We start from the raw sequence: 18,188 nt of genomic DNA on the forward strand, positions 1-18,188 counted from the left end.
CACGAAGGTCCGCCGCGCCGCCGCGTTGTTGGAGGTACACGTGCCCATAGCCCAGAACCCGCTGTCCGTCGAGGTGACGCTGCCGAGGGAGGAGGTCGCGCTGCTCAAGGTGGAGGGTTACCTGGACGTCGACACGGCGACCGAGTTCCAGCACCATCTGGCCAATCAGCTCCATCACGGCCGACGGCACTTCCTGCTGGACCTTTCGGCGGTCCCGTTCATGGACTCGTCCGGTATGAACATCATTCTGCGGGTCTACCAGGAGGTGCGCGAGCTGCCGGGCAGCGTGCACATCATCGCGCCGCCGCCCGCGGTGCGCCGCGTCCTGGATCTGACCGGGGTGAGCATCACGGTTCCGGTCTCGGAGAGCGTCGAGGAGGCCCTCTCCCGCATCGACGCCCAGCCGGAGGGTCCGCGGGTGCCCGACGCCTGAGCGCCGCGCCGCGCCTCATCCGGACCGGTAGTGCGGAAGCAGGTGCCGTGCCAGGTCGGCGGGTGGTTAGAGTTGTCGACCGGCTGGGTCACGTCGCCGCCACGTCACCCCGAGCGGGGTGACGTGCGGCGCTACGCGGATGAGGAGTGGGACAGGTGCCGGAGCACGCGGAGGGAACGGCGGCAGCGCCGACGCGCGAGGTAAGGGACTTGCTGCGGCGCCGCCGTGAGCAGATCGCCCAGCGGTGGGCGGACGAGCCCCTGTTCCGGGCCGTGTTCACCGTCTCGCGCGACGAGGCGGTGGAGGCGGGGAAGGCCGTCGTGGACGCGCTGGCGCAGGTCGCGGACGCGGCCCGGGTCGAGGACCCGGACGCCGCCGGGTTCACGGCGGTGCGCGAGCAGCTGGCGCGGATGGGCGCGGCCCGCTCGCGCTCCGGGCTGAGCACCGCGCAGGTGTCGAGCGAACTGGCCGCGCTGCGTCCGCCCGTCGAGAACCTGTTGGTGGCCGAGCTGCCCGAGGACGCCCCGGCCGAGCACGTCCGGGACTGTGTCACCACGCTGAGCGTGCTGATGGGTACCCTGCGGGTCGTGGTGATGCAGACGGCGCTCAGCGAGGGGCAGGCGCTCATCGACCGCCAGCGCCTGCAGTTGCTCGAGGTGGCCACGCCGGTCATCAAGCTGTGGGACGGCATCGTGGCCGTTCCGCTGATCGGCACGCTGGACAGCGCGCGCAGCCAGGTGGTGATGGAGACCCTGCTGGAGTCCATCGTGGAGCAGCAGGCGCGCTACGCGATCCTGGACATCACCGGTGTGCCGACCGTCGACTCGCTGGTGGCCCAGCACCTGATGAAGACGGTCGCGGCGGCCCGGCTCATGGGCGCCGAGTGCATCGTCTCCGGTATCCGGCCCGCGATCGCGCAGACCATGGTCCACCTGGGTCTGGACCTGGGCACCGTGGTCACCCGGGCCAGCCTCGCCGACGCCCTGGGGTACGTGCTGCACCAGCTCGGGGTCGGCATCGTGACGCCCGGCACGAACGGAGCGGTCACGCGGTGAGCCAGGTACTGCCCGGGCCCCACGGGGCTCCGGTGACGGGGCATGTTCCGGTCCTGCGGCTCGGTGAGATCCTGTTGGTCACCCTTCAGGGGGATCTGCACGACAGCACGGCGCAGCAGCTCCAGGAGGATCTCGCCGAGACCATCGTGCGCAGCGGCGCCACCGGTGTGGTCATAGACGTGTCCGGGGTGGAGATCGTCGACTCCTTCCTCGGCCGGATCCTGGCCGAGATCGCCGGGCAGACCGGTCTGCTGGCCGCGCGGACCGTGCTGGTCGGCATGCGGCCCGCGGTCGCCATCACGCTGGTGGAGCTGGGTCTGACGCTGCCGGGTGTGCACACCGCGCTCAGTACCGAGGTGGCCATGGATCTCCTCAGGCAGCAGGCTCCGTCGTCCCGCTTCGGCGGCCTGCGCCAGGAGAGTCAGTGATGCACACTGCAGCGGGCTCCCAGGCCCGCCTGCCGATCCGTTCGGACATGGATCTGGTGTGGGTGCGACAGCATGTGCGGCAGGCGGCCGCCCAGCTCGGCTTCGGACTGGTGGACCAGACGAAGCTGGTCACGGCGGCCAGTGAACTGGCCCGCAACACCCTCGTGTACGGCGGTGGCGGCACCATGGAGACGGAGTCGCTCGTGGAGGGGACCACGCACGGCCTGCGGCTGACCTTCAACGACGAGGGGCCCGGCATCCCGGACCTGGAACAGGCGCTCAGCGACGGTTTCACCTCCGGCGAAGGGCTCGGCATGGGGCTGGGGGGCGCGCGGCGCCTGGTGCACGAGTTCGCGATCGAGAGCGCCCCGGGCTCCGGGACGACCGTGCGGGTGACGTCCTGGGTGGGGCGGCCGCCCCGCCCGCGTGGGGGGTCCTGATGCCTCGCGTGTGGGACGTCCCGGTGCACGACTCGACCCGGGTGCGCGACGCCCGGGTGGCCGCCGAGCACGCGGCGGCCCTGGCCGGTCTCGACGAGCAGCGGACCTCGACGGCGGCGCTGGTGGCGACGGAGCTGGCCACCAACCTGCTCAAGCACGCCGGGGGCGGCCGGGTCATCGTCGACGTGGTCGCCCCGCCCTTCCTCACGGCCGGCGGGGAGACGAGGCCGCGGGTGCAGGTCGCCACGCTCGACCACGGGCCCGGCATCGCCGACGTGTCCGCCGCGCTGCGCGACGGTTTCACCACCACGGGGTCCCTCGGTGCGGGTCTCGGCACCTGTGCGCGCCTCGCCGACGACTTCGACCTGCACAGTGTCCCCGGCCGGGGCACGGTGGTGGTCGCCCGGATCGGCGTACCCGGAGCCCGCGTCAGCGGCACCGGTGCGGCGGACCGGCTGCGGGCGGGCGCGGTGAACGTCCCGTTCGGCGGTGCGCAGTACTCGGGTGACGCCTGGGCCTGGGTCCGGGACGGCGACCTGGTCACGCTGATGCTGGCCGACGGCCTCGGCCACGGTCCCGAGGCCTCCCGTGCCTCGGACGCCGCCGTGGAGGCGCTGCGTGCCGCCGCCCACCTGCCGCCGGCCGAGGCGGTGCGGCGGCTCGACCGGGCGCTGTCGGGCACGCGCGGCGCCGCCGTCGCGGTGGCCCAGGTCGACACGCGGGCCGGGGTGCTCCGCTTCACCGGCGTCGGCAACATCGGGGCGCGGCTGTGCGAGGGGGGCACCTGGCGGCACCTGGTGTCGCGGCCCGGCATCGTCGGCACCCACCGGCCCACCACGCTGCGCCAGGAGGAGGTGCCCTGGGCGGACGACCGGGTGCTGGTCCTGCACAGCGACGGTCTGCCGAGCCGGTGGTCGCCGACGTCCGACACGTGCCGCGCGGCGGCCGACCCGGCGGTGACCGCCGCCGTCACGATCCGTGACGCCAGCAGCCCGGCGCGGCCCGTGCGGGACGACACCGCCGTGGCCGTGCTGGCCCCGACCCCGCCGGACGGCCCATGACCCGAACCTGGCAGATCACCGACGTCTGTGACGCGGCGCGGGCGCGCATGGCCACCGCGCGCCTGGCGGCGGCCTTCGGTGTGCCGCCCGTGGAGCGTGCGCGGCTGACCGCCTCGCTCGGCGCACAGCTGCGGCTGTGCCTGGCCAAGGGCGGCACCTGGCGGCTCACCCTGGAGACGGGGACGGCCTCCCGCCCCGCGCCGGGGGCCGGGCAGAGCGTGCTGCACGCCGTGCTGACGCCGTCGCCCGAGGCCGCTGCCGCCGGGCAGCCGCCGTGGCGGGTCACGGTGCCGTGCCCCGAGGCGGCGGCGGACGTGGACGCGGGCGCCGACGCCGTGGCGGACGACCCGGCGCTGCTGGCGGAGGCCCTGCTGGGCGCCGACGAGGACACGGCGCTGGTGCTGGAGCGGCTCACCGAGCAGGAGGGCCTGGTCGAGTTCCACCGGGAGGAGCTTCAGCAGACGAACCAGGGCGTGGTGGCGCTGCACGCCGAGCTGGACGCCGCCGGACGGGCCCAGCGCGAGGCGTTCGCCGCCGAGCGCAAGGCGCGCACGGAGGCGGAGAACGCCCGGCGCAGGCTGACCTTCCTGGCGGACGCGAGCGCGGTGCTGACGGCGTCGCTCGACCACCACGAGATCGTGCGCCGACTGCCGGAGCTGCTGGTGCCCGAGTACGCGGCGAGTGTCGACGTCTGGCTGTTCGACCAGGACGGCGACCGGCCGGGGCCCGCCCATGCGGCGGCCGCGGTGGTCGCCGCCCGCACCGGGCGCCCGCAGTACGCCGCCACGCGACCGGGCGGACTGCCCGGCGTGGACGACCAGCCGCCCTCGGCGCTGGACCCGGAGCGGCCCCTGCTGTGCATCCCGCTGCCGACGCGCCAGGCGCCCCTGGGGGTGGTGACCCTGTCCCCGCCCGGGGAGCACTGGGACGCGGACGACGCCGTGATGCTGGTCGAGCTGACCCGGCGGGCCAGCATCGCGATCGACCACGCCCAGCGCTACCAGCACAACCGCGACATCGCCGAGACCCTCCAGCGGGCCCTGCTGACGGAGTTGCCGACCCCGCCCGGCCTCTCCCTGGCCGCCCGTTATCTGCCCGCCACCCACGGGCTGAACATCGGCGGCGACTGGTACGACGCGTTCCGGCAGCCCGACGGCGGTGTCATCGTCGTGGTCGGGGACGTCACCGGGCACGGGCTGCGCGCGGCGGTGATGATGAGTCAGCTGCGCACCGCCCTGCGCGCGTACGCGGTCGACGGCGGCAGCCCGGGGCAGTTGCTGACCCGGCTGCACATCTTCCTGCACCACCTCCAGCCCGACCTGTTCGCCACCGCGGTCATCGCGCGCTTCCACCCCGACGACCCGACAGTGACGTGGGCGGCCGCCGGCCATCCGCCGCCGGTGCTGCGTACCCCGGACGGGCGGGTGTGCACCCTGGACGCCAAACCCGGTGCGATGCTCGGCATCCCGCTGCGGCAGGAGATCGCGGACCACACGGTGCCCATGGCGCCCGGTTCGACGCTCGCGCTGTACACGGACGGTCTGGTGGAGCGCCGCGCCCTCGGCATAGATCCGGGGATCGCGCGGCTGGCGGACACGCTCGGGTCGTTCGGCCCGGCGGAGCTGGACACGGACCTGGAGGGCTCGGCCGACCGGCTGCTGCGTCCGATGCTCAGCGACTCCGAGCGGGACGACGACGTGTGTCTGCTGCTGTGTCATCTGCGCGGTACGGGCTGATCCCGCGGGAGAAGTTCCACGCGGTTCGCTCCCGCCCGGTGCGCTCCCGGGCCGGGCGGGGCATGGTGGTGATCAGGGCGCGTCGCCTGCCTGCCGCACCCGGCTGGCCGAAGCGGTCCGGGCGCGGTCGCATGGACGAGGTGCGAAGCGGCGATCCTCGGGCAGGCGAATGGCGTCCGCGGCAGACCGCCCCGGAGCCGCAGAAAGGGATGAACACCGTGACACGACCCAGGATCCTGGTGGTCGGCGCAGGCTTCGCCGGCGTGGAGTGCGTCCGTCGTCTGGAACGCAGGCTCTCGCCGCACGAGGCCGAGATCACTCTGGTGACCCCGTTCTCCTACCAGCTCTATCTGCCGTTGCTGCCGCATGTCGCGGCCGGGGTGCTCACCCCCCAGTCGATCGCGCTCTCGCTGCGCCGCAGCAGCAAGTACCGGACCCGGATCATCCCGGGCGGCGCCATCGGGGTGGACCTCAAGGCGAAGGTCTGCGTGGTGCGCACCATCACCGACCGGATCGTCAACGAGCCCTACGACTACATCGTGCTGGCGCCGGGCAGCATCACCCGCACCTTCGACATCCCCGGGCTCACCGACAACGCGTTCGGCATGAAGACGCTGGCGGAGGCCGCGTACATCCGCGACCACGTCATCTCGCAGCTGGACCTCGCCGACGCCAGCCAGGACCCGGTGGAGCGCGCCTCCCGGCTGCAGTTCGTGGTGGTGGGCGGCGGCTACGCGGGCACCGAGACCGCGGCGTGTCTGCAGCGGCTGACGCACGCGGCCGTCAAGCGCTACACCCGGCTCGACCCGGCCCTGATCAAGTGGCATCTGATCGACATCGCGCCGAAGCTGATGCCGGAGCTGGGCGAGAAGCTCGGCCACGACGCGCAGGAGATCCTGACGCGGCGCGGCATCGACATCTCGCTGGGTGTCTCCATCGCCAAGGCCGCGCCGGAGGAGGTCACCTTCACGGACGGCCGGGTGGTTCCCACCCGCACGCTGATCTGGACGGCGGGCGTGGTCGCGAGCCCGTTGATCGCCACGCTCGGCGCGGAGACGGTCAAGGGCCGGCTCGCGGTGACCGCGGAGATGTGCCTGCCGGACCACGACGGGGTGTTCGCGCTCGGCGACTCCGCGGCCGTGCCCGACCTCGCCAAGGGGCAGGAGGGCGCCGTCTGCCCGCCCACCGCCCAGCACGCGATGCGGCAGGGCAAGCACGTCGCCGAGAACCTCATCGCCGCCCTGCGCAACCAGCCGATGCGGCCGTACGTCCACAAGGACCTGGGGCTCGTCGTCGACCTGGGCGGCACCGACGCGGTCTCCAAGCCGCTCGGGGTGGAGCTGACGGGCCTGCCCGCGCAGGCTGTGGCCCGCGGCTACCACTGGTCGGCGCTGCGCACGGGCGTGGCGAAGGCCCGGGTGGCGGCCAACTGGGCGCTGAACGCGGTGGCGGGCGACGATTTCGTCCGCACCGGCTTCCAGGCCCGCAAGCCCGCCAAGCTGAAGGACTTCGAGTACACCGACGCCTATCTGACGCCGGAACAGGTGCGGGAGCGGGTCGCGGACGCCGACCGGGCGAAGCCCTGACCGCCGGCCGTCCCGGCCCGCCCCGGCGGCCCATGGCGGGCCGGGGCATGACATGCTGAGAAGTGGATCTCGGCGTGAACCGGCCGGGACATGGCTGGAACCGGCCGTGAGGGCCGGCTGTGAATCGGGAGAGTGTACGGCGGCGTGAAGGCAGCGGGACGCTCGGCGCGGACACGGCTGCGGGACCGCGTCGCCGCGTCCGACCCGGGGCTGTTGCGGCTGACGACGGGCTTGCGGACGGTGGGCGCCGTCGCGCTGACACTGGGCGTGCTCGCCGTGTTCGGCGTGGACGTCAAGCATCTGGTGGCGGGCGCCATCGCGGCGATGGTCGCGACGTTCGCCATCCGGGAGAAGGAGCTGGGCCCGCAGGCCGTCACGCTGGCGCTGGGCCTGCCCGTCGCCCTGGCCTCGGTCTCGCTGAGCACGCTGCTCACCTCGCGGGTCGTCCTCGGTGACGCCTTCTTCGTCGTCCTGATCTTCTGCGCGGTCTTCGTGCGCCGGTTCGGCGACCGGGGCACGGCGCTCGGGCTGATCGGCTTCCAGGTCTACTTCGTGTCGCTGTTCGTCGGTGCGAAGGTCTCCGGGCTGCCGGGGCTGTGGGCCGCCGTCGCGGTGGCGTTCGCGTCCAGCGCGGTGGTGCGCTTCGGGGTGGTCCCGGCGACGCCCGCGCGCATCCTGAGTATGCTGCGGCAGGCCTTCCGCGCCCGGCTGGCCCAGCTGATCGCGACGCAGATCGATCTGCTGGACGCCGGTCCCGACGACATCGACAGGACGCTGCAGCGCCTGCGGGACGGCACCGCGCGCCTGCACGAGACCGCCCTGATGATCCAGTCCCGGCTGGACGAGGGCACACCCGACGCGTCCACCGCGCGCCTGGTGCAGCGGCGCATCGCGGACGCCGAGATCGCCGCCGAGCGCCTGGGGCTGCTGCTGCTGACCGCGCGCAGCGCCGAACGGGCGGACACCCTCACGCTGCACCTGCCGGGCGCACCGGCCCCCACGGTGGGCCATTCCCCCGCGCCCGGCGAGGCCACGGAGACCCTGCGCCGCGACCTCACGGCGCTGCGCACCCTGGTGCTGCGGCCGCCCGCGGAGGCGCGCGGAACGGCGCTGTCCCACCTGCGCAACCGGCTGCTCGGCTACCGCGACGAGGAGAACCTGCCCGAGGCCACCGCGGCCGTCCAGGACGTGTTCCGCGGCATCGGAGAGACGGCGCGGGCGGTCATGGGCCTGAGGATCGCGCTGGACGGGCCGCAGGACGAGTCCGACGACTCACCGGCCACCGCCCGTTCCCGGGAGGAGCTGGACGCGGAGGACGCGGCCATCGACGCCGGTGAGGAGGCGGCCGAGGAGGAGGAGCAGACCGGGCTGCGGCGGCCCACCACGCGCGCCGCGGTGCAGGTGGCCGTGGGATCCTCGCTGGCGATCGTCGGCGGGGAGTTCCTGTCCTCGCAGCGCTGGTACTGGGCGGTGCTCACCTGCTGGATCGTCTTCATCAACACCGCCTCCACCGGCGAGATCCTGGTCAAGGGCTACCGCCGGCTGCTCGGCACCGTGCTGGGGGTGGTGGCGGGCATCGTGCTGGCCGGTCTGGTGGGCAACCACACCTGGACGGCGTTCGCACTGGTGCTGGTGCTGATCTTCGCGATGTTCTACACCGCGCCGCTGTCCTACACGCTGATGTCGTTCTTCGTCACCGCGATGCTCGGACTGCTGTACACGCTGCTGCACACCTACAGCCTGTCGGTGCTGGTGCTGCGCATCGAGGAGACGGCGCTCGGCGCGGCCTGCGGGATCGTGGCGGCGGCGCTGGTGCTGCCGATACGCACGGACCGGCGTACGAACGAACTGCTGGGCACGGTGCTGGAGCGGCTCACCGATGTGACGGAGGGCGCCGTCGACCAGCTCAGCGGCGGGCCGGCGGCCGACCTGCTGGACACGGCGCGGGACCTGGACCAGGCGCTGGGCGACCTGCGGGCCGCCACCCAGCCGCTGACCCATCCGATCACACCGCTGCGGGCCCGGCGGGACACGGCCCAGTACGTGGTGGCGCTGCTGGAGACCTGCGCCTATCACGCGCGGTCGCTGGCGGCGACGGCCGAGCTGCTGCCCACCCATCCCTCGATCGCGGCCGACCCGCGGCTGCGCGGCGCGGTGCGGCGCACGGTGCGCAACATCGAGGCGATCGCCGCCCACGTCACCGACGAGAACGCCGTGGCACAGGTGGAGACCGGGCCGAGCATCGCCTCGCTGCTGGAGCCGGACGCCGCCGGAGTGCCGCGCTACGGCCGCATCACGGGCCGGGTGCTGCGGCACCTGGAGCGGCTGGACGAGGCGGTGGTCGGCCTCGCCCGGCCGCTGGGGGTGACCGTCAGGGCGCCGCAGCACTGACGGGGCCACCGAGCCGGTGAGGGTCAGAAGTCGCTGGGCAGACCGCTCGCCTCGGCGATGCCGCGCAGTTCCTCGTTCTGCTGGTGGCGTTCCTTGAGGTAGTCCGCGATCTCGCCGAGGCGCTCGGGGTCGGAGGCGGTGGCCGCGTCGGTGACGACCCGGACCGGTCCGGTCTCGTCGGTGTCGATCTCGACGACCTCGTTGTCGAGACGTCCGGTGACGGCGGTGGCGATGACGAGTGCGGCCTCGTCCCGGATCTCCTGGGGCAGCGCCTCGGCGTTGTCCCCGTCCAGGGAGAAGTCGATGGTCGGCATCTGCTGCTCGTCGATCGCCCGGAGGACCGGTTCCACCACGCTGAGCAGCATCTGGTAGTCGTCGTTCGGCATGCGAACGCGCAGGAGGTCGAGGTAGACGTCCACGGGACGTCCGTCCGGCGGAGGAATCTCGTGTTCGTTCATGCGCCCCGTGTTCCCCGTGCCGGGCCGCTCAGACCCTCCGCCAGCGGGCGAGGGTGAAGGAGAACACGCCGAACAGCACCAGACCGGCGGCGACGCAGGCCAGCAGCCAGGGACCGAGGGAGGTGTCGGCGAAGGAGCGGAGGGTGTCGTCGAGTCCCTTGGCCCGGTCGGGCGCGTAGTCGACGGCGGCCCGTACGGCGAAGCCCCCCGCCACGGCGAACACGATGCCGCGGGCCGTCCCGCCGCCGACGCCGGTGACGTCGACCAGCAGCCGGGCCCGGGGGCTGAGCCCGCCGAGCTTCATCTTCTTGCGGTAGGTGCGGCGCAGCGCCTGTACGGCGATCACCACTCCGGCGACGACGATCCCGGCACCGACGGCGCCCACGAGCCACCGGCCGGCGGGCATCTCCATCACCTTCGCGGTGACGTCCCGGGACTGCCGGTCGCTGGAGCCGCTGCCGCCGGTTCCGGCCGCGAAGGCCAGTACGGAGTAGGCGACGAACGCGTAGAAGACGCAGCGGGCGGCGGCGGGCAGGCGCTTCTTCGCCGTGTGCCCGTCCTTGCCGGTGACTCCGAAGAGCGCCTCGGACAGCCGCCACAGGGCCATTCCGACGAGTCCGGCGCCCAGCGCCCACAGCAGCACCGCGCCGAAGGGCCGGTCCGACAGCTCGGCCAGGGCGCCGCCCCGGTCCGCCTGCCGGTCTCCGCTGCCGAAGGCGATCCGCAGGGCCAGGATGCCGACCAGCAGATAGATGACGCCGCGAGCGGTGAGCCCCGCCCGGGCGGCCCCCTCGGCCGCCGATCCGTTCGCGGCCCGCCGGGCGTGGCCTCGGCCGGTACGTGCCAGGACACGTGCGTTCATGTGGACCTCCCCTCCCGGACTGCGCATGCCCCGGCATCGCCCGCGCACACCGGAGTGCTGGTGGACGGGCGACCGCCCGCACACCGACTGGTGGTGTACGGGCGGTCGTCTCCGTCGTGCCCCTGGCCGTTCCTCGCGTCAGTCCGCCACTCCCGCGTGCGCGCCGCCGGGAACGGGCTGCGGCCCCGGTGCCGACGCGTCCGCGAGGTGGCGCCGGGCGGTCTCCAGGGCCCGCCGCACATCACGGGTGCCCGTGGACACGCACAGCGTGTACTCCAGGTCCCGGGTCCGCGGGCCCGGCCGGCCCGTCGCGTCGGCGGGCTCGTCCACCGCGGCGGCCTCGTACTCCGCCAGGAGTCTGCGCAGCACCGCGGGGTGTGGCATCAGCATCCGTCCGTCCCTCCCTGTGTTCCTGATGTTCCTGGTGTCCCCGGTGTCTCCGGTGTTCGCCTTCCGTCCGGCTAGTCGCCCCGGCGGCCCATCAGGTCCGCGCCGGGTGTCCGGAGCGGACCGTGCGCTCTCCCAGCGCCTCGTCGCGGACGCGGGCGCAGCTGCGGCTGATGAGCCGCGAGACGTGCATCTGCGAGATGCCCAGGCAGTCCGCGATCCGGCTCTGCGTCATGTCCTCGAAGAAGCGCATGTAGAGAATGGCGCGCTCCCGTTCGGGCAGCTTGCGCAGGCCCTCCTTGGCGGACTCGCGGTCGATCACGGTGTCGTACGAGCCGTCGGCCGCGCCGAGGGTGTCGGCGAGGCTGTAGCCGTCGTCGCCGGCCGACAGCTCGGCGTCCAGCGACAGGGTGCTGAAGCTCTCCAGCGCCTCCATCCCGGCGCCGACCTCGTCCTCGGTCAGCCCGGTGTGGGCGGCGAGGGCGGCCACCGAGGGTTCGGGGCTGCCCGGGCTCTGGGCCAGCTCCCGGCGGGCGACGCGCACCTTGTTGCGCAGTTCCTGCACCCGGCGGGGCACCCTCAGGGCCCACATCCGGTCACGGAAGTGGCGCTTGACCTCACCGGTGATGGTGGGCACGGCGTAGCTCTCGAAGGCCCCGCGCTCCGGGTCGAAGCGGTCGATCGCCTTGACCAGGCCGAGCGCCGCGACCTGGCGGAGGTCCTCGATGGACTCGCCGCGGTCCCGGAACCGCCCGGCGATCCGGTGGGCCATGGGGAGCCAGGCCGTGACCAGCTCGTCGCGGACGGCGTCGCGCTCGGGCCCCTCCGCCAGCCCCGCGAGGCGGCCGAAGAGGGCCATGGTGTCGGGGGCGTCGTCGTGCCGACGGCGGGCGGCGGCGTTCGAGGGGTCGACGGGCTGAGTGGACTCGGGGGACTGGGGGGTACCGGGACGGATGGTGGGCGTTTCTATGAGCATGCGGATCCGCTCCTGAACGGTGGTCTCAGGGGACTTCCGCGGGAACGGCGCTGGTCCGGGTCGCCCGGGCGCACCCGGGGCACCGAAGCAGCCGTACCGCTCCCGCTGCTGCGCCTCCGGTCCGAAGCACGAATCTGCGACTGCCCCTGACCCGGTGGAACAAACTCCGCTTTTCGAAAAGTCATCAGGACAGCGGAACGACCACGGTGATGCACTTGCCTCCCGAGGGAAGATCTGCCACCCGCACCTCGCGGGCCAGTCGGCAGACGATCGGCCAGCCCCGGCCGCCGAGGCGCCGACGGCCCCGGTCGTCCGTGGCGGGCACCGCCACCGGCAGGTCGTGGCTGCGGTCGCACACCGACAGGCGCACCCCCGCTCGCCTGCCGGGTCCCACGAGATCGACCCGGAAGTCGGTGATGCCGCCGCCGTGCAGGATGGCGTTGGTGGTCAGCTCCGAGGCGACGAGTACGGCGTCCGACAGGGCGCCCGCGTCGCAGGACCCGCCGCCGTGGGCGCCGGAGCAGTCGGTGACGGCCCGTTCGACCGCCCTGCGCGCGTCGGCCGGCCTGCACGGCCGGTTCCGGCGGCAGATGTCCTCGCCGCGCTGTTCGACGACGGGTTGAGTCGTGTCCCTGTCACGCATCCGTCAGCTCCCTGATAGGTGGGGACGGTCCGGTCCGGCCGTGCGCGCGCCGCGGCCTCGTCACTGTCGGCTGACCTCTGCCGGTACGGGCAAACCTCCGCTCCCCCGGTCGTCCGTGCGGTCCCGGGGGCCATCCGGGCGCCCAGCGGGGGTACGCGGAGTGCATGACGGATGTTGTGGACTCGGACGAACTGCTGCGCCGGATGCACCGCGCGAGGGCCTGCGCGCTGGAGGAGAGGCGGATCTGGCGGGCGCGCAGCGAGGAACTGCGGTCGAGCGACCCGGAGGCCGCGCGGGAGGCCGCCGTACGGACGGTGGCGTACGAGGCGGTCCTGCGGGTGCTCGACGAGGTGCTGACCCCGGGCCGGCACACGGGGTGAGGGGCCGCGGGACGGATTGCCGCGGCGCCGGACGGGAAACCGGTCGGCATGACAGCGGATCACACCCGAGCACCGGTCCTGGAAGCCCTCGTCGAATACCGCCGCGAGGGGCGGCTGTCGTTCACGCCGCCGGGGCACAAGCAGGCCCGCGGGGCGGACCCCGCGGTGCGCGAGGTGCTGGGTGACGCCGTGTTCTACGGTGACGTGCTGGCGACGGCCGGACTCGACGACCGGCTCACCCGGGGGCGGGTGCTGCAGCGCGCCCAGGAGCTGATGGCGGACGCCGTCCACGCCGATCACACGTTCTTCTCGACGTGCGGGAGTTCCCTGTCGGTGAAGGCGGCGATGCTGGCGGTCGCGGGACCGCACGAGAAGCTGCTGATCGGCCGGGACGCCCACAAGTCCGTGGTCTCGGGGCTGATCCTGTCCGGCATCGAGCCGGTGTGGGTGGAACCGCGCTGGGACGCGCAGCGGCATCTGGCCCATCCGCCGTCCGCCGAGGCGTTCGAGGAGGCCTTCGCCGCCCACCCCGACGCCAAGGGCGCCCTGGTCACCAGCCCGACGCCGTACGGCGCGAGCGCCGATCTGCGGGCCGTCGCCCAGGTCTGCCACCGGCGTTCGGTGCCGCTGATCGTCGACGAGGCGTGGGGGGCTCACCTGCCCTTCCACCCCGATCTGCCGTCCTGGGCGATGGACGCGGGCGCCGACATCTGCGTGACCAGCATTCACAAGATGGGCAGCGGTCTGGAGCAGGGTTCGGTCTTCCATCTGCGCGGCGACCTGGTGCAGCCGAAGCTCCTCGGCATGCGCGCCGACCTGCTGAGCACCACCAGCCCGTCGGTACTGATCTTCGCCGGTCTCGACGGCTGGCGCCGCCAGATGGCGCTGCGCGGGCAGGAGCTGATGGGCGGCGCCCTGGAGCTGGCGGCCGGTGTCCGGGCGGCCGTCGAGGAGATCGACGGCATGCACGTCAACGACCGGGACGACTTCTGCGGCCCGGGGGCCGCCCACGGCTTCGATCCGCTGCCGGTCGTCATCGACCTCGCCGGGCTCGGCGTCTCGGGCTTCCAGGCGGCGGACTGGCTGCGGGAGAACCGCGGCGTGGTCGCCCACATCACCGACCACCGCCGCATCGGCGCGCAGATCACCCACGGCGACGACCGGGAGACCGCCGGCGAGCTGCTCACCGCGCTCAAGGACCTCGCCCGCGCCGCCCCCGGTCTCGACCCGGCTCCGCGGGTCGAGGTCCCGGCGCCGGCCGAGCTGCGGATGCCGCAGGTGTGCCTGCCCCGGGACGCGTTCTTCGGTCCCACCGAGGACGTGCCCCTGGACCGGGCCGCCGGCCGGGTCGCGGCGGAGATGATCACCCCGTATCCGCCCGGTATTCCGGCCGTGCTGCCGGGTGAGCGGCTGGCCGAGCCGGTCCTGCGCTATCTGCGCACCGGTCTGGACGCGGGGATGTACCTCCCCGACCCGACCGACCCGGCGCTGGAGACGATCAGGGTCGTCGCGGGGGACGGCGGGTGAGACGAGTCACGTGACGGGGGCCGGATTCGCGGAACGAACCGAGATGGTTTAGCGTTCATCCATACGTGGCGACGGAGTCGACCGAAACGTCCTCCGCGGTCACCGCTTACGGCCCTGGCCGGCCTCCCCCGTCCGGCCAGGGCTTTTTCATGCCCTCGCGCTCCCGTCCCCGGTTCCGGCACGCAATCCCTACGGGATCCCGCCCTCCGCCGAGGTGCTCAGGACGGCGACAGCGACTGAAATGGGCATAGGGAAAGCCCCGGAACCGAATCGCCGGCGAGGAGTCCCGTGCCATGACCAAAGCGATCAAACTCCTGACCGCCCTCCCCCTCCCCCAGCGCGCGCGGCTGATGGAACTGGCCCAGGAGGTCTCCTTCCCGGAGGACGACCGGATCTTCGAGGCGGGGGGCAGGGCGGACCGCTTCTGGGTCATCCGCTCCGGCGCGGTCTCCCTGACCCAGCAGGTGACGTCCCTGCAGCGGGTCACGGTCGCCAGTCTCGGCGCGGGCGACCTGCTGGGCTGGTCCTGGCTGTTCCCGCCCTACGAGTGGGACTTCGGCGCCGAGGCGTTCAGCCCGGTGCGCGCCTACGAGTTCGAGGCGGCGTCGGTGCTCGACCTGTGCGAGCGCGACCCGCAGCTGGGCATCGTGCTGGTGCGGTCGGTCGCGGAGATCCTCGCCCACCGGCTGGAGTCCACCAGGGGCCGGCTCATGGAGCACTACGCACTGCACGGACGCGGCTCCCTGTGAGGCGCGGTCAGACGCGGTAGCGGCGCAGCGCCGGCACCGCGACGGCCAGGGCCAGCATCACCGCCACGACGAGCAGCCCGCCGCCCGCCACCGCCTCGCGCGCGCCGAAGGCGGAGCCCGCGGCGCCGTGCAGGACGTCGGCCAGTCGCGGGCCGCCCGCCACGACGACGGTGAACACGCCCTGCATGCGCCCGCGCATCTCGTCGGTGGCGGCGGACAGCAGGATCGCCCCGCGGAACACCATGGAGACCATGTCGGCGACACCGGCCACGGCCAGGAACGCCACCGCGAGCCACAGGCTGCCGCTCAGCCCGAAACCGGTGATGGCGGCCCCCCAGACGACGACCGCGCCGATCACCATCCAGCCGTGCCGGCGGGCCCGCGAGAAGGTGCCGGAGAACAGTCCGCCGGCCACCGCGCCGATGGGGATCGCCGCGAACAGCAGGCCGAGCGCGAGCCCTTCGCCGTAGGGCGCGTACGTCTCGGCGGCGAGTTGCGGGAACAGGGCCCGGGGCATGCCGAGGACCATGGCGACGATGTCGGCCAGGAAGGACAGCAGCAGCACCTTGTGCCCGGCGATGTAGCGGAATCCGGCCACGACCTCGCGCACGCCCGCGCGCCGGACCGCCGTGCCCGCCAGCGGCGGCAGGGAAGGCAGCTTGTAGACCGCCCACACGGTGACGCACAGGGCCAGGGCGTCGATCAGGTACAGCTCCGGCAGTCCGATCACCGGGATCAGCGCACCGGCGAGCAGCGGGCCGACCACCTGCCCGGTCTGCATGACGGTCGAGCCGAGGGCGTTGGCGGCGGGCAGCTCGTCCTCGGGCACCAGGCGGGCGATGGAGGCGTTGCGGGCCGGGGCGTTGAGGCCCCAGAAGGCCTGTTGCAGCGCGAGCAGCAGCATCAGCGCGGCCACCGAGTCCAGGCCGGCGACCGCCTGTATCCAGAAGAGCAGCGAGGTCACCGCGATGCCGGCGTTGGTGATCAGCAGCAGCTTGCGGCGGTCCACGGTGTCGGCCACCGCGCCGCCCCACAGCGCGAACACGATGAGGGGCAGCAGACCGGCGAGGCTCGCGGCGCCGACCCAGGCCGAGGAGCCGGTGATGTCGTAGATCTGCTTCGGTACGGCGACCGCGGTGAGCTGGCTGCCGACGGCCGTGACGATGGTCGAGGACCACAGTCTGCGGTAGGCCGGGCGGCGCAGGGGGCGGGTGTCCATGGCCCAGCGGCGCCACCCACGCTGCCGTACTCCCTCCGGCGCCGAGGCCTTCGTGTCCGCTTCGGTGCCGCTCTCGCCGCTGCTCTCGCTGGTGTCCACGCGCTTCCTACGTGCTCGGTACATCTTTCGGTTGCGGGGATCACTATCGCAGCTCCGTTCGAGCACTCCGCAACGCGTGGGGCCGCGTCCGGCCCGGCTCAGGCCCCGGCGACCAGGGAGACACCCAGGGCGATCATGGTGGCGGCCACCAGGCCGTCCAGGACCCGCCAGGCCGCGGGCCGGGCCAGGAAGCGGCCGAGGTAGCGGGCGCCGAAGCCGAGCGCGGCGAACCAGACCAGGCTGGCGACCGCGGCGCCGACGCCGAAGGTCCAGCGCAGCGGCCCCCGGTCGGCGGCGACGGAGCCCAGCAGGAAGACCGTGTCGAGGTAGACGTGCGGGTTGAGCCAGGTCAGCGCCAGGCAGGTGAGCACGGCCCGGCGGCGCGAGCCCGCGGCGTCGCCGTCCGCCCGCAGCGCGCCGGACGGACGGAACACCCGCCGGGCGGCCAGGGCGCCGTAGCAGAGCAGGAAGGCCCCGCCGATCCAGCCGACGGCGGTCAGCGCGCCCGGCCAGGCCACCACGACCGCACCGACCCCGCCGACGCCGAGGGCGATGAGCAGGGCGTCGGACAGCGCGCAGATCCCGACCACGGCGAGGACGGCGTCGCGGCGGACGCCCTGGCGCAGGACGAAGGCGTTCTGGGCACCGATGGCGACGATGAGCGAGAGTCCGGTGCCGAATCCGGCGGCGGCTGCCGTGAGGGCGTTGTTCATGCCCTCGACGCTAAGCGGGCGATCACTGGACGTACAGCTAAAGATTCTTACGTAACATTAGCGCTCGTGATGACGACGTGATGACGACCTTCGCGGATCTGCCGCTGGACCACGTGCGCACCCTGCTGGCCGTGGTGGACGAGGGCACGTTCGACGCGGCCGCCGCCGCCCTGCACGTGACACCGTCCGCGGTCAGCCAGCGGGTGAAGGCGCTGGAGCAGCGCACCGGCCGGGTGCTGCTGCTGCGCACCAAGCCGGTGCGGGCCACCGACTCCGGTGCCGTGCTGGTGCGGCTGGCCCGCCAGGTGGCGCGGCTGGAGCGGGACGCCTCGGCCGAGCTGGGCCTGCGCGGGGAGGGCGAGCCGACCCGGGTGTCGGTGGCGGTGAACGCGGACTCGCTGGCGACCTGGTTCCTGCCCGCCCTGACCCGGCTCCCCCGGGAACCCGCCCTCTGCTTCGAACTGCGCCGCGAGGACGAGGGGCACACGGCGACGCTGCTGCGGGAGGGCGTGGTGATGGCGGCGGTGACCTCGTCGCCCGAACCGGTGCCGGGCTGCACGGTCCGGGAGCTGGGCCGGATGCGCTATCTCCCCTGTGCCGCCCCCGCGTTCGCCGCCCGGCATCTGACGGGGCCGCCGCGGGAGTCCGTCGCCGACGCCCCCGTGGTGGTCTTCGACCGGCGGGACGACTTCCAGGACGCCTTCGCGCGGCGGCTCGGTCACGAGGGCGCGAGTACCGTGCGGCACTACGTGCCGACCTCGGAGGGTTTCGCCGAGGCCGTCGCCGCCGGTCTCGGCTGGGGCATGGTGCCGCAGCCGCAGGCGGAACCCCTACTGGGCACCGGCCGGCTCGTCTGCTTCGCCCCGGACCTGGCGGTGGACGTCACGCTGTACTGGCAGCAGTGGAAGCTGGACTCCCCCGCGCTGGCCGCGGTGGCGGACGCCGTGGTGACGGCGGCCGCGCGGGCGCTGCGCCGGCGGGCGCCGGGCACCGGGACGGCGTCCTGAGCCGGCCCCGCCGGTTTCGCACCGCTGTCGACAGGTCA

19 protein-coding genes are annotated in these 18,188 nt (G+C 73.5%); 12 read left to right on the plus strand and 7 right to left on the minus strand.

The window, feature by feature from the left end; genetic code table 11:
* Positions 1-40 precede the first annotated feature (40 nt).
* The 8 genes from ACGH52_RS04610 to ACGH52_RS04645 all read left to right on the plus strand — a co-directional run bounded on the left by ACGH52_RS04610 (position 41) and on the right by ACGH52_RS04645 (position 9,130).
* Entirely contained in the window at positions 41-433 is a 393-nt protein-coding gene (locus ACGH52_RS04610; protein WP_059297748.1) for an STAS domain-containing protein, read from the plus strand.
* Between the two features lie 155 nt (positions 434-588).
* A complete protein-coding gene (locus ACGH52_RS04615) occupies positions 589-1,488 on the plus strand; it encodes an STAS domain-containing protein (protein ID WP_121703931.1) in 900 nt (299 codons plus the stop codon).
* Positions 1,485-1,916 carry an STAS domain-containing protein gene (locus tag ACGH52_RS04620; protein WP_076972966.1) on the plus strand — a complete coding sequence of 144 codons (432 nt, stop codon included), beginning with the start codon at positions 1,485-1,487 and terminating at the stop codon, positions 1,914-1,916. Before ACGH52_RS04615 ends, ACGH52_RS04620 begins: the two co-directional genes overlap by 4 nt.
* Complete coding sequence (locus ACGH52_RS04625; protein ID WP_121703930.1) at positions 1,916-2,356, plus strand: anti-sigma regulatory factor; 441 nt, start codon at positions 1,916-1,918, stop codon at positions 2,354-2,356. The genes ACGH52_RS04620 and ACGH52_RS04625 overlap by 1 nt, the downstream gene beginning before the upstream one ends.
* Positions 2,356-3,417 (plus strand): ATP-binding SpoIIE family protein phosphatase, encoded by a 1,062-nt coding sequence (locus ACGH52_RS04630; protein WP_399937774.1) that lies wholly within the window; start codon positions 2,356-2,358, stop codon positions 3,415-3,417. The genes ACGH52_RS04625 and ACGH52_RS04630 overlap by 1 nt, the downstream gene beginning before the upstream one ends.
* Positions 3,414-5,153: a PP2C family protein-serine/threonine phosphatase gene (locus ACGH52_RS04635; RefSeq protein ID WP_399937777.1), complete on the plus strand. Its 1,740-nt coding sequence runs from the start codon at positions 3,414-3,416 to the stop codon at positions 5,151-5,153. Before ACGH52_RS04630 ends, ACGH52_RS04635 begins: the two co-directional genes overlap by 4 nt.
* 209 nt (positions 5,154-5,362) lie before the next feature.
* A complete protein-coding gene (locus ACGH52_RS04640) occupies positions 5,363-6,739 on the plus strand; it encodes an NAD(P)/FAD-dependent oxidoreductase (protein WP_399937780.1) in 1,377 nt (458 codons plus the stop codon).
* 144 nt (positions 6,740-6,883) lie between these two features.
* Positions 6,884-9,130 carry an FUSC family protein gene (locus tag ACGH52_RS04645; protein ID WP_193777833.1) on the plus strand — a complete coding sequence of 749 codons (2,247 nt, stop codon included), beginning with the start codon at positions 6,884-6,886 and terminating at the stop codon, positions 9,128-9,130.
* Positions 9,131-9,153: 23 nt separating this feature from the next.
* On the opposite strand, the gene ACGH52_RS04650 is transcribed toward ACGH52_RS04645, so the two are convergent.
* The 5 genes from ACGH52_RS04650 to ACGH52_RS04670 all read right to left on the minus strand — a co-directional run bounded on the left by ACGH52_RS04650 (position 9,154) and on the right by ACGH52_RS04670 (position 12,456).
* Positions 9,154-9,588: a hypothetical protein gene (locus tag ACGH52_RS04650; protein ID WP_059297244.1), complete on the minus strand. Its 435-nt coding sequence runs from the start codon at positions 9,586-9,588 to the stop codon at positions 9,154-9,156.
* A gap of 28 nt (positions 9,589-9,616) precedes the next feature.
* Positions 9,617-10,450 carry a DUF1206 domain-containing protein gene (locus ACGH52_RS04655; RefSeq protein WP_121703926.1) on the minus strand — a complete coding sequence of 278 codons (834 nt, stop codon included), beginning with the start codon at positions 10,448-10,450 and terminating at the stop codon, positions 9,617-9,619.
* 138 nt (positions 10,451-10,588) lie between these two features.
* Positions 10,589-10,840 carry a DUF5133 domain-containing protein gene (locus tag ACGH52_RS04660; protein ID WP_121703925.1) on the minus strand — a complete coding sequence of 84 codons (252 nt, stop codon included), beginning with the start codon at positions 10,838-10,840 and terminating at the stop codon, positions 10,589-10,591.
* A gap of 91 nt (positions 10,841-10,931) precedes the next feature.
* On the minus strand, positions 10,932-11,813 hold the full coding sequence (locus tag ACGH52_RS04665; protein WP_121703924.1) for a SigB/SigF/SigG family RNA polymerase sigma factor: 882 nt from the start codon (positions 11,811-11,813) through the stop codon (positions 10,932-10,934).
* A gap of 184 nt (positions 11,814-11,997) precedes the next feature.
* Positions 11,998-12,456 carry an ATP-binding protein gene (locus ACGH52_RS04670; RefSeq protein WP_121703923.1) on the minus strand — a complete coding sequence of 153 codons (459 nt, stop codon included), beginning with the start codon at positions 12,454-12,456 and terminating at the stop codon, positions 11,998-12,000.
* 164 nt (positions 12,457-12,620) lie between these two features.
* On the opposite strand from ACGH52_RS04670, the gene ACGH52_RS04675 reads away from it, so the two are divergent.
* The 3 genes from ACGH52_RS04675 to ACGH52_RS04685 all read left to right on the plus strand — a co-directional run bounded on the left by ACGH52_RS04675 (position 12,621) and on the right by ACGH52_RS04685 (position 15,112).
* A complete protein-coding gene (locus tag ACGH52_RS04675) occupies positions 12,621-12,836 on the plus strand; it encodes a hypothetical protein (protein WP_399937786.1) in 216 nt (71 codons plus the stop codon).
* Between the two features lie 48 nt (positions 12,837-12,884).
* Positions 12,885-14,363: an aminotransferase class I/II-fold pyridoxal phosphate-dependent enzyme gene (locus tag ACGH52_RS04680; RefSeq protein ID WP_121703922.1), complete on the plus strand. Its 1,479-nt coding sequence runs from the start codon at positions 12,885-12,887 to the stop codon at positions 14,361-14,363.
* A 293-nt stretch (positions 14,364-14,656) separates the two neighbouring features.
* The gene (locus ACGH52_RS04685; protein ID WP_059297251.1) at positions 14,657-15,112 is read left to right on the plus strand and encodes a cyclic nucleotide-binding domain-containing protein; all 456 of its coding nucleotides are present in this window, start codon (positions 14,657-14,659) and stop codon (positions 15,110-15,112) included.
* Between the two features lie 7 nt (positions 15,113-15,119).
* On the opposite strand, the gene ACGH52_RS04690 is transcribed toward ACGH52_RS04685, so the two are convergent.
* Together ACGH52_RS04690 and ACGH52_RS04695 are read right to left on the minus strand one after the other, a co-directional pair.
* Entirely contained in the window at positions 15,120-16,430 is a 1,311-nt protein-coding gene (locus tag ACGH52_RS04690; protein ID WP_374103191.1) for an MFS transporter, read from the minus strand.
* A 98-nt stretch (positions 16,431-16,528) separates the two neighbouring features.
* On the minus strand, positions 16,529-17,143 hold the full coding sequence (locus ACGH52_RS04695; RefSeq protein WP_059297253.1) for a LysE/ArgO family amino acid transporter: 615 nt from the start codon (positions 17,141-17,143) through the stop codon (positions 16,529-16,531).
* A gap of 80 nt (positions 17,144-17,223) precedes the next feature.
* Here ACGH52_RS04695 and ACGH52_RS04700 point away from each other — a divergent pair, with 80 nt between their 5' ends.
* On the plus strand, positions 17,224-18,150 hold the full coding sequence (locus ACGH52_RS04700) for a LysR family transcriptional regulator ArgP (protein ID WP_210975502.1): 927 nt from the start codon (positions 17,224-17,226) through the stop codon (positions 18,148-18,150).
* The last annotated feature ends 38 nt before the right edge of the window (positions 18,151-18,188 follow it).

The organism is Streptomyces sp. BBFR25 (assembly GCF_044590125.1).
In the GTDB taxonomy this organism is placed as follows: domain Bacteria; phylum Actinomycetota; class Actinomycetes; order Streptomycetales; family Streptomycetaceae; genus Streptomyces; species Streptomyces canus_D.